General features: G+C 40.0%; 11 protein-coding genes. All 11 read left to right on the forward strand.

Annotation, left to right across the window (positions count from 1 at the left end):
• The first annotated feature begins 155 nt into the window (after positions 1-155).
• The 11 genes from FA047_RS15380 to FA047_RS15430 are packed head-to-tail and all read left to right on the forward strand — an operon-like array spanning position 156 to position 18,364.
• Positions 156-3,164, forward strand: a complete 3,009-nt coding sequence (locus FA047_RS15380; RefSeq protein WP_169304426.1) for a SusC/RagA family TonB-linked outer membrane protein — start codon at positions 156-158, stop codon at positions 3,162-3,164.
• A gap of 19 nt (positions 3,165-3,183) precedes the next feature.
• Positions 3,184-4,713 (forward strand): RagB/SusD family nutrient uptake outer membrane protein, encoded by a 1,530-nt coding sequence (locus FA047_RS15385; protein WP_136836961.1) that lies wholly within the window; start codon positions 3,184-3,186, stop codon positions 4,711-4,713.
• On the forward strand, positions 4,697-5,395 hold the full coding sequence (locus FA047_RS15390) for a fasciclin domain-containing protein (protein WP_136836962.1): 699 nt from the start codon (positions 4,697-4,699) through the stop codon (positions 5,393-5,395). Before FA047_RS15385 ends, FA047_RS15390 begins: the two co-directional genes overlap by 17 nt.
• Positions 5,396-5,400: 5 nt before the next feature.
• On the forward strand, positions 5,401-6,447 hold the full coding sequence (locus FA047_RS15395) for a DUF5007 domain-containing protein (RefSeq protein WP_136836963.1): 1,047 nt from the start codon (positions 5,401-5,403) through the stop codon (positions 6,445-6,447).
• On the forward strand, positions 6,444-9,641 hold the full coding sequence (locus FA047_RS15400; protein WP_225872752.1) for a SusC/RagA family TonB-linked outer membrane protein: 3,198 nt from the start codon (positions 6,444-6,446) through the stop codon (positions 9,639-9,641). The genes FA047_RS15395 and FA047_RS15400 overlap by 4 nt, the downstream gene beginning before the upstream one ends.
• A 13-nt stretch (positions 9,642-9,654) precedes the next feature.
• The gene (locus FA047_RS15405) at positions 9,655-11,208 is read left to right on the forward strand and encodes a RagB/SusD family nutrient uptake outer membrane protein (RefSeq protein WP_136836964.1); all 1,554 of its coding nucleotides are present in this window, start codon (positions 9,655-9,657) and stop codon (positions 11,206-11,208) included.
• Between the two features lie 27 nt (positions 11,209-11,235).
• Positions 11,236-11,967 carry a fasciclin domain-containing protein gene (locus tag FA047_RS15410; protein ID WP_136836965.1) on the forward strand — a complete coding sequence of 244 codons (732 nt, stop codon included), beginning with the start codon at positions 11,236-11,238 and terminating at the stop codon, positions 11,965-11,967.
• Between the two features lie 21 nt (positions 11,968-11,988).
• Positions 11,989-13,623: a DUF5008 domain-containing protein gene (locus FA047_RS15415; RefSeq protein WP_136836966.1), complete on the forward strand. Its 1,635-nt coding sequence runs from the start codon at positions 11,989-11,991 to the stop codon at positions 13,621-13,623.
• A gap of 45 nt (positions 13,624-13,668) precedes the next feature.
• Positions 13,669-15,393 carry a DUF4983 domain-containing protein gene (locus tag FA047_RS15420; RefSeq protein ID WP_136836967.1) on the forward strand — a complete coding sequence of 575 codons (1,725 nt, stop codon included), beginning with the start codon at positions 13,669-13,671 and terminating at the stop codon, positions 15,391-15,393.
• Between the two features lie 11 nt (positions 15,394-15,404).
• Positions 15,405-16,859 (forward strand): M60 family metallopeptidase, encoded by a 1,455-nt coding sequence (locus FA047_RS15425; RefSeq protein WP_136836968.1) that lies wholly within the window; start codon positions 15,405-15,407, stop codon positions 16,857-16,859.
• Positions 16,860-16,885: 26 nt separating this feature from the next.
• The gene (locus FA047_RS15430; RefSeq protein WP_136836969.1) at positions 16,886-18,364 is read left to right on the forward strand and encodes a M60 family metallopeptidase; all 1,479 of its coding nucleotides are present in this window, start codon (positions 16,886-16,888) and stop codon (positions 18,362-18,364) included.
• Positions 18,365-18,368 lie beyond the last annotated feature (4 nt).

Here is an 18,368-nt window from a genome sequence, read left to right on the forward strand (position 1 = left end):
TATCAGCTTTTAAACTAACAAACCACTAACCACACTATGATGTCTAATACATTGACCAAAGCGTATACGCTGGTAGGCCTATCCCTATTTTTCTGGTTGCGTCCCAAGCCCATTTTTTCTAACCTGGCTATAAATAAATAATATATCGAATGTTAATGAAAAATACCCGAACTATTAAACACATTCAATGGCAATTTGTCATTTCATCTTTTCTTTTTGTAGGGATTATTGTTCCGACAGAAGGATATAGCGCCGATTCCTATCGGAAAGCCAGTTTTGATTCTTTTTTTCAGGATACTTCTGCAAACGTTTTCAGTAAAGATACTGGTACTGTGGATTCCAGCAAAGTAAGATTGAGACGGTTCGTTTCAAAGAAAAATGTTGACTCATTGAATGTTAGAGAAATTTCAAAATCGCCTTTTGTTTCTTTGCAACAGGTACTGAAAGGCAATACTGCTGGCGTGTATGTGCAGGAAACAACTGGTGAACCAGGAAATGTAGAACAAAGTATGTTGATAAGAGGCTTGTCTATGCCGTTATTATCCAGAAAGGATATCTATCAGGCTCAACCTGCTGTTTATATAAATGGAATCCCTTTAATTCAGGATAACCCATTTATGTTTGATGTCCAAAAGTATGATTATACTCCGATTGGAACAGCAACAAACTTATTGTCTACCCTGGATATGGATAATATAAAATCCATAAATATTGTAAAGGGCGGTGCTGCCTCAGCCATATATGGCCCTAGAGCTGCAAATGGGGCAATATTAATCACGACAAAGAATGCCGAACAAGGCCTGAGCCAAATTAGCGTAAATAGCTATTACGGTATGGTCCAAAAAGATGGAGTAACCACCGCTAATGGCCAGGATGAAAACGATTTCAGGATGCCTTTTTATCAAAAATTTGCTTCTCCTACTGATTTGGATAATTTTCCAGCCTATTTGAGGGATGCCACTAATGAAAATTATTATGGCCCATCAAATTGGACAGATTTATATTATAAAACAAGTCCGGTCAGAGCCATCAACGGGAGTATCACAGGAGGAACTAACCGATCTAATTTCCGTTTTTTTGGCGGTAATACTAGTAATGCAGGTAATGCCGACGGCACTAAGCTAGACAAATACGTAGCTTCTTTCTTCATCAATATGCTTCCATTGGAGTGGTTGACGGTGTCAAGTATGATTAACGCTACAAGACTGGAAAGAGACAGGAACAGAAGTTTTAGAGACAGGTTCTCTGAAATGCAATATGTACCGGATCTAACAAGTCCTATTGCACCAAATAAGCTGATCTATGGAAATTTACTCAACGACTATGATTCGAAGTCTATAGACAAAAATAAAAACAACTCCATTCAAGGTTACTTCTCAGTTAATGCTAAGACAAAAAATCTGGAGTTTATGTCGCGTGTTGGGTTTGATTACAATGAAGGTCTTCGCGATGTGTTTTTCCCTTCTACAATGCTGGATGGAAATAACTATATCTCTAACTATTTTGGTTATAACCAGCGGTTTGTTTTTGATAACGTATTGAGCTATAAATATAAAGTAACTGAGAAACATAAACTTAATCTTGAAGCCGGGTACTCTGTTCAGGCAGACGTAAACAGGTATAACTATGCTTATGGTTATAAAGGCTCAAGTGACTACATCAAAATAAATGTAGTTAATGGAAGTACTGGAGCTAGTGACTACCTGCTCCCTAAGGATTTTATAGTTTACCGTTTTACAGATCGTCAAAAGGCGAATCTGAACTCATTGTATGGTAAAATTGAATATACTTATAATGATGATCTGACTTTAACAGCTGTAGGACGGACTGATGGATCGTCCAATATGCAACCCAGTGCAAGGTGGTTTTTCTCTCCGATAGTGAGTGCAGAATATGATTTAAAGAAGTTCTTGCCTGCAGATAAAAGCACCATTTCTAAATTGGCTTTAACAGCGTCATGGAGTCGTATTGGTAATTTGATCTTAAATGATCGTTTTGCAGCAGGACCGCAATACACTGTAGATTTGGGCTGGTCTTCAAATCCTGCATTTTATTCTTACGGAGGATTCGGTACTTTGTCAAGACCATACACGGCAGGATGGGTTGGATATGATATCCCATGGGCATATGTTCAGGAGACAAATTTTGGTGTAAATGCTGATTTCCTTAACAATCGTTTGTCAGCCAGGGTAGAACTCTATTCTAAAAACAATAACCGTATGTTATTGGCTATGCCGGTCAATTCCGAATCGGGATATACATCAGCTTACCAAAGCGGAATGGATGTAAACAATAGCGGAGTAGAGTTGATGCTGCAAGCCAATATACTGAGTGGGGGTAAAGATCAGTTAAGCTGGTCAAGTGGTTTTAATGCAAGCTATAATAGAAATAAATTAAAGGCACTCCCTGGAGGATTATCGGAAATATTGATCGGTACTCAAAAGCTTGTTGTTGGTGAAGCTGTAGATAAATTCTGGGTTCTTCAAACTCAGGGGGTATTTAACTCAGATGTAGATGTACCGGTTAATCCTGCCAATTATCAGATTTTCAACTATAAAGGACTTGCATTCCATGGTGGAGATCCGAGATGGAAAGACCTGAATGGCGATTATACCATCAACGAGCAGGATAAAGTAGCCTTAGGTAATTACATGCCAAAAGTAACCGGTAACTTCTCAAATACTTTTAGTTACAACAATCTAAGCCTTGACTTCAACCTATATTTTGCATTAGGGCGTAATATCTTAAATCAGGCTGTAGCCAATCGTTTTGATTTTATAAACAGAAGGGGACAAAATGATATCTCTTCAATAGATGAAATCACTTTCTGGCAAAAAGATTTTGATGCTTCAAAATACCCGGTTTATAATCCATGGAGTGCTGTACAGGCGTACCGTTCAGATCAGGATATTTTTATCGAGAATGGTTCATTTTTAAAATTAAGGTCTCTTTCGTTGAGCTATGACTTTGGAGGACTAAATTTTCTGAACAAAACCAAAGGAAAGCAAAATAGATTCCTTTTATATGTTACTGCTACCAACCTGTTCACAATCACTCCTTACACAGGTGGAGACCCGGAGGTTGTTGGATATACCGGAATTGACAGCGGCTACGGCTTGTCTATTCCAAAGACATACACATTAGGTTTTAAGGTCGATTTATAAGCATAGAAATAGAAAAGATATGATGTTTAATATAATAACAATTCCTTATCGCATCTTAACCGGGATTTTAATCGTCGGATTATTAGCCTCAGGATGTAATAAAAATCTTGAAATAGATTCAAGTCATTTGGTTAATGAAGGAAATAACTGGAAGTCGATTACTGATACACGTTCTGCTTTGTTGGGTACATATGGTTTACTGCGTGCAGCGATGGCCGACAATAATGGGCATTGGTTATACGGTGACCTAAGAAGAGGAGATTTTCAGGCTACTTCCCGTCTGGACCTAAAAGCAATTGTTGGAAACAATTTAAATGCACCTTATCCTGTTGTAGAGTCATTAAGAAGCTGGCGCAGGTTCTACGCTGTAATTAACAGTGCGAGTTTGTTCATAGAACGCGCACATGAAGTTATGGCAAAGGACAAACAATACACAGAAAGAAACTACAAAGTTGATATTGCCCAAATGCATGCTTTAAGAGCTTTTGCTTATTTCTACATGAGCAGAATTTGGGGAGATGTACCTTTGATAACTTCATCGAAAGATGGTTCGTTTGAAAATGTAGCCCGTACGCCTAAATCCGTAGTTCTGGGTTATGCTGAAAGTGAATTATTGAAAGCAGTAGATAACCTTCCTTATAAATATGGCGACGTAAATGATCCTGTTTTTCCGGGGCTTTACTATTCACAAGCTACTGCAAACTGGAGTGGAGTGTTGCTTACGAAAATTTCAGCATATGCCATTCTTGCACATATAGCAGCATGGAATGAGAGATATATCGACGCTTCTGGATATGCATCTTTTGTACTGACCAATTTTGACAAGGCTGGGGCTGCTTACACAGCAACTGCCAATGTGAGTAAATACGATGGTCTTTTCTACGATAAAAAAGCATCACAGATCTTTGGGCTTGCATTTGCATGGACCGATAGGGAAGCAAGTGTAGTAGGACATATAGAAGACTTAGCGCTCGCTGCTCCTCTGGTAACAAAGCCAGTTCCTCAAATCTATGTTCCTGATCAAACGATTCTATCCATCTTCAATGAAGACAAGGATGAAAGGTTTTCCATTAATGCAACGACAGGTAGGGCAGTAACGGATTACTTTACAAATTTCGGCAGCTCAAATACTGTATTCAGTAAAATCAAATGTATCCGTGATGCATCTTCAGATGGCTCTTTGGGATTGTTTAGTTCAGCTATTGTATTCACAAGACTGGAAGAGATTACTTTATTATATGCCGAATCTATGGCTGTTATTGGTAACACTCAAGAGGCTATAGATGCGCTGGACCGAATCAGGATTGCCCGTGGATTGCCACTTTATCAAGGCGCTAATGACGGTGTAGTTGATGCCATTTTTAAAGAAAGACAAAGGGAACTTATGGGTGAGGGATGGAGATGGTATGACCAGATCAGGTACAACAGGATTAAGAAAACCAATCCTGAATTTAATAAGCTAATCAGTACTAATGGTATTTTCTGGCCTATTTCAGAAGACGTCCTAAGCCGCAATTCTTTACTGGTTCAAAATGAATATTGGAGATAATACGATCATGAAGAAACAATCAAATATAATAAAAGGCCTTGCCGTAGTATTTGCCGCCGCATTGTTAATCACGGCATGTAAAAAACAAGATCCGGGAGCTTACGATTTCGAAAACAAAGTAAACGTATATGAAGGAAATGTTTATGCTTACTTTAAGTCTCAACCAGGTGTCTACGATTCACTGGTTAAAGTAATTGACCGAATGGACTGGTTGAAAGAAGCCTTGAGCTCCAATACTCAATTTACAGTATTTGCACCTACCAATCGCAGTTTTGTGCTTGCATTACAAAATCTAAATAACCTGCGTACTTCACAGCATAAGCCGGCATTGAATTTATCTACGGCTAATCTGGATGAACTGGATGTACTTACGTGCAGATACGTCATCGAAGGTAAATATTCTACTGACAGCCTTTTGCTTGCCGATGGAGTGTTGTTGAATACTATAAAGTATGATTATATCATGCACGGAGAACAAAAAAGCACTAATGCTTATGGTTTTGTAAATGGCGGACCTAAAAGTATCATCTATAGTGATATTAAATACTCACAATACATAGCTGAATGGCAAAGAACAACTACTCAGGCCGTAAATATCTATACAGACAATGCCATTGTACATGCGTTATCGCCATCACATGAGTTTGGTTTTAGTGAATTTACACTGCGTCTCAATAAATAACCTACATGAATTTAGTAACAAAAATTATGATCAATAAAAAAAATATAATCATTAGTACAATTCCATTGATGATGCTTTTGGGATTATTGGGTGCATGTAAAAAATTCCTGCCAACTGATAGGGATACCTTCAATACACAAGCAAGGTTTACGCAGACTATTTATAAACCCGTTATGGGCAGAACGACCGTAATGGGAGATAATTTTGATTCTCAGAGTTCATCATTGCCGCTTACGTTTAAAATAGTAAATATAAGGAACAGTGATGGTCTTTCAGCACCCGAGCTTATTAAACCATTCGATGTATTGGTGTGGAAGAAGGCTTACTTCGGAACTGAAAAATCAATTGCCGAAATCGAAGCTAAAAGAGTGATTGAAAAGCATCCTTTATTCGAAATCAGAGAGCACTCTGGAGAATTTATCATGTGGGCGGCTTCAAATTCTTCAATCATAAAAGCACTGCCTGATTCAGGATATACATTTGATGTAGAAGTTACCAATAATGGAGGTCGCCGGTACTTTAACAATATGCAATTGCAACCTTACAGAGAACGAAAGTACGAACCAAATTCATTAGATCCCACAACAGGAGCTGGTACAAATGCAGCGATCAGGCCTAATGTGATCAACAATATGAAAGGTGAAATTACTTCAAGTAACCTAAGTAGCAATGACGTGAATGTATACTTCAACCGCATAGGCGATGGCAATTCAATAACATTTCGCTTTTTAGATACTTTGTCCAGGCCTATTGATCCGGCAAAATTCAAACTTACAGACTGGCCTAATCTTGTTCATGGTTTTAACATGGAAAAAACAAGTACTTACGTAAAATATGATGTTGCCTATCCCATTCCACTGGTAGAAATACCAACAGCCTATACAACACAGGATGGTAGACAAGCGAGAGTAAAATTCTCCTACGACCGGCTGGGTTTCGGTGGTGTAAAGGAGGTTGCAGAGATGTCTTTCAACTTTAGTATTTATGAGAAGGGAGCGTGGGAAATTGTCTTTTGGTTTAACAGGGATAACCCAAAATTCAGTAACGAATGATGAACCGTAGAGATAAAAATATACTTAAGCTAAGCACGCTAAAACAAAATATTGCTATGAAGCACCTGTTTAAATATTTAATATTCCTTTTAGTTCTGATGACTACCTCTGCCTATGCGCAGAAAATAGTGAACGTAAAGGGAACTGTAGTCGAAAAATCAAATAATCTGGGATTGCCGGGGGTAAACATCCTGAGCGGAACCCCGTTAAAATCTGTGGGTAGCACAGGTGGTGATGGGTCGTTTAGTATTAATGTCCCTGAAAATGCATCATTGGTTTTTACTTACATCGGTTTTAACAACCAAACGATAAAACTAAATGGTAAAAACGTGTTGCGGGTACTCATGCAGGAATCTAACAATGACTTAAAAACGGTTGTTGTTGTGGGTTATGCGCCAAAAACAAAAGAGGTAGCTACCGGAGCACTGACCACGATCAGCGGAAAAGCTCTGCAAGATGTACCGGTTGCTAACGTAATGGAACTTTTGCAAGGTAAGGTAGCCGGTTTAAATATTCAGAATAATACAGGTAGTCCTGGTGCGAGGGGTTCAATCTTTGTACGTGGATTGTCCAGTATCGAAGTTCAGGGTTCAGGTAACGATGCTTTCCTTACACCTACATCACCTTTGTTCGTAATTGATGGTGTGCCATTGGACGCAAATACCAATTATGAATACGGATTCTCACAAGGCGGACCAGGTATTAGCCCATTGTCTCTGATCCCACCTGAAGATATCGAAGAAGTTACCGTTTTAAAAGATGCGCAGGCTACCTCATTATATGGTTCTCAGGGAGCATATGGAGTAATCCTGATCACTACCAAAAGAGGTAAATCTAAAACTCCAATTATACAGTATGTAACCAGTTTCTTCGTAAATACTCCCCCTAAATTGAAACAGGTTATCGGAGGTAAGGGTGAGCGCGATCTTAGACTTTGGCAGATCATGAACTACGATACAACGGTTTACTCCGCAAGACAGCGAATTGATAATAACCCATTGCTGTCCGACAGTTTAAATGCTTTCTATAACAACTCAACGGACTGGCAAAATGTATTTTACCGGACTACATTAAATCAGAATCATAATGTTAATGCATCTGGTGGTGATGAAAGGTTTAACTATAAAGTCAATCTTGGATATTACGACGAACGCGGTATTGTTGAAAATACAGGCCTAAAGAGGTATTCCTTAGGTATGAATGTGCTTTATCAGCCAAACGAGAAGTTCCGCCTTTTTGCAAATGTTTCGAGTGCTTTGGGTATGAGTCAGAAAGGTAGTGGAAATGGTATTCTTCAGAGTGGGGTTGCTTCGGGAAGCTCAGCATCTTCATTGTTGCCGGCGCCTTCATTATTCAGTAGTTCGGGAGCAGCAACTGGAGTTCTTATCGTAGATAACAACAACAAGTCCGGCAACATAAAAACCAACCTTGAGGCAAGATATCAGGTGCTTAAGCCAGTTTCGGTAACAAGTGTTATCAATTATGATTACAATACCGGAACAGAGGATACATTCAAACCATCAATATTGAACAACAATAGTTCGAATGTTTACTCCTATAATGATCGCCGCAGTACATTATACAACCGTAACATGATCAGTTATGCGCAGACTTTCAATGCAGTACATAATGTGAATGCTTACGTCTTTAACGAGATGTATATCCGTAATTATCAGGCACAGGCGGTGAGTCAGGTACGGACACCGAATGACCAATATCAGGGCCCATTGGGCTTTAACGCGGCAACCTCTAGAGGCGGGGTGCTTAGTAGTTATGCTGATTCTCGTTCGGCAGCACTGGCTACGCAGCTTTCTTATAACTATGACCGAAAATATGTGCTTGATCTTTCTTATCGCTGGGATGGCGTATCAAGTAGTGGGCCAGATGTGCCTTGGTCTAAAAACCCTTCAATCGGATTAAAATGGAACTTTAACAGAGAAAGTTGGTTTAAAAATGCTAAATGGTTGGATTACGGGTCTCTTCGTACCACCTGGGGTAAAAACATTGTACCTAATGGTACTGTATTCGATGCATTTGGATCTTATAATTTCAGCGGAGTATATAACGGATCACAATCTATTGGTGTCGGATTTGGTAACCTTCCAAATACAACATTGACCCCAACAGTTACAACTCAATATAATGCTGGTCTTGATGTCGGTTTATTTGAAGGGAAGTATCAGTTTACGTTTGATACTTATTACAAAATGGTTGACAACCAGATCAGAGAAAAAACCCTGGCCGATCATAATGGATTTGGAGCTGTAAAAACCAACGAGGTAAGTTTGGTGAATTATGGTTATGAACTTAGCTTAACGGTTAGACCTCTTGCGAAAACCAGTAAAGTAAACTGGACTGTATCAGCAAACGGTGCTATTAATAAGGACGTATTAACAAGTTTGCCGGATAGGGTACGTCAGATTTTACTAGACGGCGGTGCGACAGGACAAGCAATACTTTACCGTTTGGGTGTTAACAGTTTGTCTAATGTATTGTACAATACCAAAGGGGTTTATGCCAGCACTGATGCAGTGGCTGTCGATCCTGCAACCGGAAAAAGATATCAGACTACGAACGGTGGATCTACAGTTTTCTTCCAGGGAGGTGATCCTTACTGGACAGACCTTAACGGAGATTATAAATTAGATGGAAAGGATCTTGTGATCGCAGGTAATTCACAGCCAATGATCACTGGGGGTGTTAGTTCATTCTTCTCCTACAAAAATTACTCTGTCAATGTAAATATGTCTTATACGTTGAGAAGGGATATTCTAAACGTGCCTTTGGCTGAGCGTTTCCAGAATTTTTCTAATCCTGGCGGTGCAAATAGCTTAGTGCCAATTGAGGAACTTCAGTATTGGAAGTCCGCAGGTGATGTAGCATTATATCCAAATCCTTACGATTACCTGCGTTATTCCGCATACTCGCCTTTCCGTTATAACCAAACCTTATTTCAGGAAGACGGATCATACCTAAAGCTAAATACGCTAACCCTGGCATATACCTTTGACAAGAAATTTGCTGAGCGTTTAGGAATCACCTCTATGCGTGTTTATTGTACAGGAAATAACCTTTACACCTTTACAAACTACTCAGGGCCCGATCCTGAAAACGTAAGTGATTTAGGTCGTGATAACTCATCGGGTTATCCCAGCAGACGCAGTTACTCACTTGGTCTAAACATTCAGTTCTAAAATGAAATTAATTATGAAAAGGATTTTATATATACTCCCATTATTAGTACTGGTTATAGCAAATCCAGGCTGTAAAAAGTTTTTAAATGTTGAACCGGTAACAAGTCTTTCTGGCAATAATTACTGGAAAACATCAAAAGACGCTGAAGACTTCACAAAGGATGTTTATCGCATGTTCCGAGTTTCTACCATGTCCAGCATTGTTCTGGCAATGGGGGATTTCCGGAATGGCCCGGCAAAGGCAGGAGCAACATTTCCTAAGCGTCATGATTTTGACTACATGTCTGTAAATAACCTTAAGAAAACATTGGCTGCTGATGCTTCACGTACCAGACCAGGTTATAATGCAGAATTAGAATGGTATCAGGCCAGAGCCCGTTATGATTTAATTCCTGATTGGACACCGTGGTACAAAACAATACAGGCCTCAAACATTCTGTACAAAGAGGTAGATCGAATAGAAGATCCTGCTTTTTCAGAAGCCAACAAGAAACAATATAAAGCAGAAGCGGTCTTCATGCGTTGCCTCTCTTATTTCTTTTTGGTAAGGTTATACGGTGATGTTCCTTATTACACCAATGCTTATAATCAGGATCCTTTGCCAAGAACAAACATGATCACAGTATTCAGAAACTGCATTGCTGATCTGGAAAAAGTAAAAAATGATCTGCCATGGACTTATAAAGATCCGGCTAACCGTGCAGTAAGGGCAATGCGCGGAAGTGCTATCGCGCTGATGATGCACATGAATATGTGGTGTGCTGGGTTTGATTTAACGCGATCAGCGGAGTATTACAGGGCCGTTGATACCTTAGGTATTGAAATAGAAACTATTGGCGAAGCAGAGCAGGGGGCATATACATTATTGCCTATTGAACAAACCTATCTTGTCATGTTTGGGCGCTCTAAAGAAGGATTATTTGAAATTCAACTGAGCAATAACTATGGCGAGGTAAGTTCAGAACGCCGATATAAATTCTCGAACAGTGTTGCCCATTTGCCATTCCTTACATCTACTGACCGTACATTAAGTGAGCTTGCTTTCAGATCTGCTTATATGAAGAAGATCTTTCCGGAGACAGTGGCTGATAAAAGGAAGACCGAATGGTTTGACATTGCGGATATTTATGATGAAACAGGGAAAGCGATCATCTATAAATTCTTTAACCGGTCGGCACCTACACAAGGTGATGACGACAACCCGATCATTTTCCGCTATGCAGATGTAATATTGCTCCATGCTGAAGCGCTGGCTGAACTGGGAGACGATATAACTGCAAAAACATTATTGAACCGAATCAGAGCCAGAGCAGGCGCTGAAGAGTTTCCTGCAAATCCAGGAGAAGGAAAACTTAAAGACGCCATTTACTACGAACGTTGTAAAGAGCTATTGGGAGAAGGTCAGTACTACTACGATTTGGTACGTACCAGAAAGATTCTTAGTGCAGATTATTGCTATAGTCCGATGTCTTACTCAGCATTTATTGCAAATGCCTGGACCTGGCCAATTGCGACCAAGGCGCTAAACAACAATCCTTACATGACATTAAACAATTACTGGCAATAAAGCAGGTTTCATATTTAATAATAAAAGATGTACACATTAAAAAATATAACAAAAGGCCTCACTTTAATTGCAGTCATTGCAATCGGTCTTACTACAGGTTGTAAAAAGTATGAGCATTATCTGGATACTGGCACCACCACTCCAACATATAATGGCAGTATTATGCAGTACCTGGAATCAAAACCGCTGAATTTCGATACCCTTACGCAAGTGATCAAGCTTGCTGGCATGGAAGATGTTTTTAAAAATGAAAATGTTACCCTGTTTGCACCGCAAGATCCTTCTATCGCAAAGTCTATCAACAGACTAAATGCATACTTGAGTTCGGCAGGTAAGGACTCTGTAAAAACATTGTCAGACATCAAGCCGAAAGCCTGGAAAGAGATACTGTCCATGTACGTATTTAAAGGGACTAACCGCTTGAAAGATTACAGACAAGTGGATACCCTGGCATTAGATACTTATTCAGGACAAGGTTACCTATCATACAATGAAAAGCCGCTAAACATAGGTGTAGTATATAACGATGCGGTTAATGGCAGCGTAACCATTAAATATGCAGGTTATAGACAACTGATGATCTCCTATATTCCAGATCTGTCAAAACCTAAAAGCAACTGGATAAATGCATCGATATCTTCCTCGGACATTAATCCAAGTAACGGGATAGTTCACTCGATTAAGTTTGCTAATCACTCATTTGGCTTTAGTGTAGACAGGTTTATCCTGATTGCAACAGAAAATGGTATAGGGAATTAATTTGTAATAGGAGATAAAAATATGTTGAACAGAACAAACAATAATAATCAAAAGATGAATGCTCAAAAATGGTATTTTCTATGCCTTACCTTACTCTCCATTGTATTTTTTTCCTGCAAGAAATCTGAAAAGCTTCAGGATGATCCATATGCCGGAGGAAAAGAGGCCCTCGGTATCAGGTTTGCCGATGCTACCCCAAAGCCTGCTTTTGGAATAACAGGAGCAGAGGTGATTTACCAGATTTCAGGCTTGCTCCCATTCAAAGATAAAATGAAATTTTATTTGAATGAAACAGAAGCCACGGTATTAGAAGTAACAGACAAAAGCATCAAGATTAAGGTTCCTGAGAATGCCAGTTCAGGTGGTGTTACTATCGTGATAGATGGACAGATTTTCTTTGGTCCGGAGTTTACCGTATCGGGTAAAGCCGGTATAGACCCTACTTTTAAAACCATCGTAGGTACCAACCGAGTAATCAATCAGATCATGCCGCTTCAAAACGGGAACTTCATTTTTGTAGGAGGGTTTACAGATTTTGACAAAGGAGCTACCACTAAAAAGCCGATTAACTATATCGTATCTACTACCTCTGACGGAACTTATCTTCCTAGTTTTTCTACAGGAGCTGGAGCCAACGGAACATTAGCTTCCATGGTAAAACTTCCGAATGGACAATTTATGGTTGGAGGGTCATTTACGGCTTATAACAAAAGAAAAAGTATTGGCGGCATTACCCGGTTGAATTCAAACGGTTCACTGGACAGTACAATTGTTGAGGTGGTAAACCTTACGCCATTGGAACCAAAAAACAGCTATGATACACTTGCCGCATTTAATGGAAGTGTAACAGGATCAGTAAGAAAGATCTTCTCTTATAATGACAAGATCATCGCTGTAGGTAGTTTCAATAATTATGGTGAATACTTCTATGAGCGCTCAACCCGTGATAATAAGGTTATCGGGTATACTAAAATGACCAATGTATTAAGATTGAAATCAAATGGTAAGTTAGACTCTACCTATAATTTTAATACGGCAACCAATATGAGCTATGAAGGAGGTAATGGTGCTATTAATGATGCATTCATGCAGGCTGATGGTAAAATTATCCTGGTAGGTAGTTTCAGCAGGTATAATGCAACCACAGCAAACTACATCGTTAGGCTCGATAATAACGGAGTAATAGATCCGACATTCCAGGTAGGTACAGGAGCTGACGCAGCGATTACGAACATTCGTTACAACACCGCTACTCAGAAGTTCATGGTATCCGGAGCATTCAAAAACTTCAATGGAAAACCGGCTAATGGTTTGGTGATGTTAAATAATGACGGTTCAGTAGATCAGTCTTTTGTAATGGGATCACTTGAAGGTGGTAGTGTTGGTTTCTCTGCTCAGTTGTCCAGCGGGTTAATCCTGGTTACGGGCTCTTTCACCAAGTACAATACTGCTGTAAGACAGGGTTTCATGATCCTTAATAGTGATGGGACTTTGGCTGCCGGCTATAACAACACAGGAATGTTCCAGGGGGTAGTATCAGATATTTACGAGACCAAATCAGCACTCGGATTTCCTGCAGTTTTAATGGTTGGTAACATCTCCAAGTTTGATAATAAAACAGTAGGTAATATAGTGAGAGTGATCTTGCGTCCATAAATAGAATCAATAGCAATACGATCCGTTAAAATAACAATTAGAGAAATGACAAAATATTGGTTAAATAACAAAAGTTCATGGGGATTGCAATTATCCTTATTAACGATGATCCTTATTACTATGGTTTCCTGTAATAAAGATTTTGAAAACAAACTAGACCTGTCCGCAAAAAAGGATAGCATAACGGGATATAGAGTTTCTAAAGTCCTGTATATCATTATTGATGGGGCAAGAGGTGAAAGCGTAAATACTGTTCAGGCACCGACCATAACTGAAATGGCGTATAATGCGCTGCAAACCTTTAATTCAGTAAGTGATGAAAGCGGATTGCCTGCTACAACCCTTACTGACATGGTTACTGGTGTGACTAAAGCAAAACACAAGGTGACAACAGCTGATTTTGCCGGGAATAACCTTACGAATTATCCGATGTTCTTTAAACAGATTAAGGAAAAAAGTGCTGATCTGCGTACTGCGGCATTTACTTCAACTTTGTCTTTTTCACAAAAATTGATCAGCAATGCTGATGTTAATCAAAACTTCAATAATGATGATGCTGCGGTTAAAACAGCAATGATCAACGAACTGAAAGAAGACAATGCCAGTGTTGTTCTTGCTGAGTTTAACAGCGTAGACAGGGCTGGCCAGCAATATGGTTATGATGCCAGTGTGGCGCAATATAGCAGTGCTATTCTTACTGTTGATGGTTACATCAAAGAGGCATTAAGTGCTTTAAAACAAAGGAAAAATTATGACAAAGAAGATTGGTTAGTCATCGTCGCTTCCAATCAGGGAGGTAATTACACATTGCCGCCATCACAGGTAGACATTTCATTGTACAGCAAACCGTTATTAAATGGATTTGTATTATTTTACAATCCACGCTTTGCCTACCAGTTTTACGGTAGACCAAACGTATCTGAACTTCCATACGAGGGAAAAGCAATTCAATATACTGCAAGTACCATATTCGGTTCAATTCCTGTTGCTGATGCAGCTATTTACAACTTCGGAACTACAGGGGAATATACTGTGCAATTGAAAATTAAGCTGTTAACCAGAGGCTCAAACAATCCTCCAATTATAGCTAAGTCGGATGATACAGGAAATTCTGCCGCAGGCTGGTCATTTTTATTAACTACTTCCAATAGTTCCTGGAGGATGCAACTTGCCGGATCAAGCGTTTCCGGAACTGCACTGAACCTAAACCAATGGTATACCCTGACCGGGAAATTATATATGGAAGGTACAGCCCGTCGTATGAAAGTATTTACGGATGGGGTATTAAACAACCAGGCTGCCATGACTGCCAATGGTACATCTACAACTGCTGCATTAAATGTAGGTAACTCGAAATCTGCATTTGGTGGAGGAACCGCACAGACTATCGTGACTGACGTAAGAATTTACAATACGGCCTTACCTGATGCTTATATCGCGGCCAACTACTGTAAAGCAGAAGTTAAACCAAATGATATTTATTACAATAAACTGATCGGCTACTGGCCGTCAACTGATGGTACAGGAAAAGAACTTGTAGATCTAAGCCCAAGTAAAAGAAATTTCACATTGAACGGTGCTTTCTCATGGAATGCATTCAATGATTACCAACCAAACTTCTGTCTGGATTTGCCTGTGGATATCTATAAAAGAATTCCTAATGGTGTTGACATTCCGAATTTCATCTTCGGATGGATGGGCATTAAATCTCTCGGCTTAAACCTGGATAGTAAAACCTGGTTGCCATTATATAATAGTACTAAACCTTAAACTGAGAAAAGATGAAAAAGATTTTTAATAGCCTGCTTATTTTTATGCTATTCGGTACAGTTCTTAGTTGTACTAAAAATTACGGTTTGCAGGTTCCAGACGGGACTACCGATGGTAACCATCCTGCTGATACTATCGATTTGGTATTGGATACTGCGATGAGCAAGATAGACAGAACCCAATTTACAGCAGCGAGAGCTTTCCCCGGTATGGTTGGATTGGAAGAACCAAGACTAAAAGCATACAAGGTGACTCTGGACCTCGATTACGTGCAGGTTAAATCAAGTGATCTTCGAATCAGTGTTGCACCCGGAGGATTTTTCAGTACGGGAATGTACGCGCCGGCAGGTGAACTGATCATGATTGAGGTTCCGGCTGACACCTATGGATTACAGGTTCAGGTAGGAGCTCAGGATGATAACCTGACAGGTAAAGCGCCTTTACAACGTGCCCCAATTATTTATACCAGGATTCAACTATTCCCAGGAAAAAATTACGTACGTAATCTTTTCGGTGGTACTATATGGATCATTCCATCGAAACCGCTGGGACGTAAAGTTGATCTTCTTTTTACAGGTTCTGTAAAATCTCCCGATTTTATATTGGGTGAAACAACTGACGCTGAATGGAAAGAAATGATTTCCAAAACAACAGTTCCTTGGTTTGAATTGCGCAGCAGACGTATGATTTTTACATTGCCGACAAATAAATTAGCTCGGTACCCGATTGAAAGTCCAACGCAATTAATGACGGCCTGGGATCAGGAAATTTTGCATAGCTATTGGGAATGGTACGGACTTTCTGAAACTACTACTGACGTGAGGAATAGAAACCCAAGTTTACCATGGCGTATTGTACATGACATCCAGCCTTCAGTAGGTGCGCAGCATTCCGGGTATCCGGTAGTTGCTACAGCCAATGAAAATTACTTTAAGCAAGCTGTTACATTGAATCTGGTTGTCGGTTCAAACTGGGGAACATACCATGAGATTGGTCACAATATGCAAATGGGATCCACATGGAGCTGGTCAGAGCTGGGCGAGGTTTCTAACAACTTGTTCTCATTAAAAATTACAAACCGAGCTGGCTATAAACACAGTAACCTCTACAGGGCTATGCCTGCGGCAATTGCATTTGCATCAACCGATAACGCAGCTAAGACAAAAGCATTCTCGGCAGCTACAGGCGATGCCAGGATGGGAATGTTTATCCAAATCTTTGAAAAATATGGCTATGGTTTCATGACCTACTTATGTACACAAGCACGCCTGGCCAGATTTGGAGCAAATAATGAACAGGATAAAAAGGATTTCTTTTATGAAAGACTTTCAGAATACACCCAAAAGGATATGGAGCCTTTTTTGACTCAGTGGGGATTATATGTGAGTTCAGTGTCAAAAACTAAGATCTCTGCTAAGTATCCGCTGCTTACAGAGCAGGTGTGGTTATACGATCCATCAAAGTAGATTTTTAACCAAACCCTATAAAAATTATGAGAACCACATCATTAATCTACAGCAGTTGCATGCTTGTCCTCCTAAACGCAAGCTGCACAAAAAGCAAATTGGATACCGTTGAAGGTAAAACTTTAGCAGCTAAAGACCTGCATAAATCTGCGGGTGTATTACCGCTTGTACCAGGTACGGACACCTCCAAGTATGCTGCTGCCAGAATTTTTCCAGGATTGGTAGGTCCCAATGAACCACGACTTGCCAATCAGATCGTTCCGCTGGATCTTACATATACCCAGGTAACGACAGCCGACCTTAAAATATCCAAGGCTCCTGATGCATGGTTGAGTACCGGATTATATGCGCCTGCAGGAGAGTTAATTACGATTGTGGTGCCTCCAAATACTCCCGGACTTGAGGTTCAGATCGGGGCTCATACGGATAACCTGACTTCTGCAGATCCTGCAACACGTAAGCGGGATCCAATTATCTTCACAAAAAATGCACTGGTATCGGGCACCAATACAGCGCGAAATCTTTATGGCGGACAAATCTGGATCAGGGTTGCTAATCCTCTTGGAAGTATTGTAAACCTGACCATAAGCGGAGCTGTAAAATCTCCTGATTTTGTGAGAGATCAAACTACAGATGCACAATGGCAAACGATGATTGCCAACACAACGGTACCATTCTTTGAATTGCGCGGAAGAAGGTTGATCCTGACCCTGGAAACCAAAAGATTGGCGACCTATCCTATAGCTAGTCCTACAGCATTAGTAAATAAGTTTGACGATAAAATATACCACGACATGATGGCCTGGTATGGTTGGTCGTCTACAACATCCAATGTAAAAAACAGGATGCCTGGAGTTCCATGGCGTATTGTACATGACATTCAGCCTAGCGCTGGTGCACAGCACGCCGGATATCCTGTGGTAGCTACAGCAAATAACAGCTATTTCTCTCAGGCCGTAGATATCAATCAGTGGACCGGAGGAAACTGGGGTTCATATCATGAAATAGGGCACAACATGCAAATGGGAGGCTTGTGGAGCTGGATTGACCTTCAAGAGGTTTCGAATAATATATTCTCTCTTAAAGTGACCAATCGCGCAGGCTATAAACATTCTAAAATAGCACAAATGATGCCTGCTGTTCTTGCCTTTACGTCTACTCCCAACCCAAATAATACGAAGCTGTTTACTTCAGCAAGTTTGGACGTAAGATTTGGGCTGTTTATGCAGCTTATGGAAAAATATGGTTATGGAATCATCACATATATGTCTAATACAGCAAGAGCGAGTACGCTTGATTTTAGCACCACGGCATATCCCAACTCTGTAATCAGGAACCAGAAAAAGCTGGATTATTTTTATGAACTGATATCTGATTATACCGGTAAAAATATGCTGCCATTTTTAAATGCATGGGGTATTTACCCTAGTTCAGCAGCACAAACATTAGTGGCGTCCGAACACCCAATGCTCATTGAGCAGGTTTGGTTGTACGACCCAAGTTAATAAC

Origin of the sequence: Pedobacter frigoris (genome assembly GCF_005116445.1) — a bacterium.
Classification (GTDB): Bacteria; Bacteroidota; Bacteroidia; order Sphingobacteriales; family Sphingobacteriaceae; genus Pedobacter; species Pedobacter frigoris.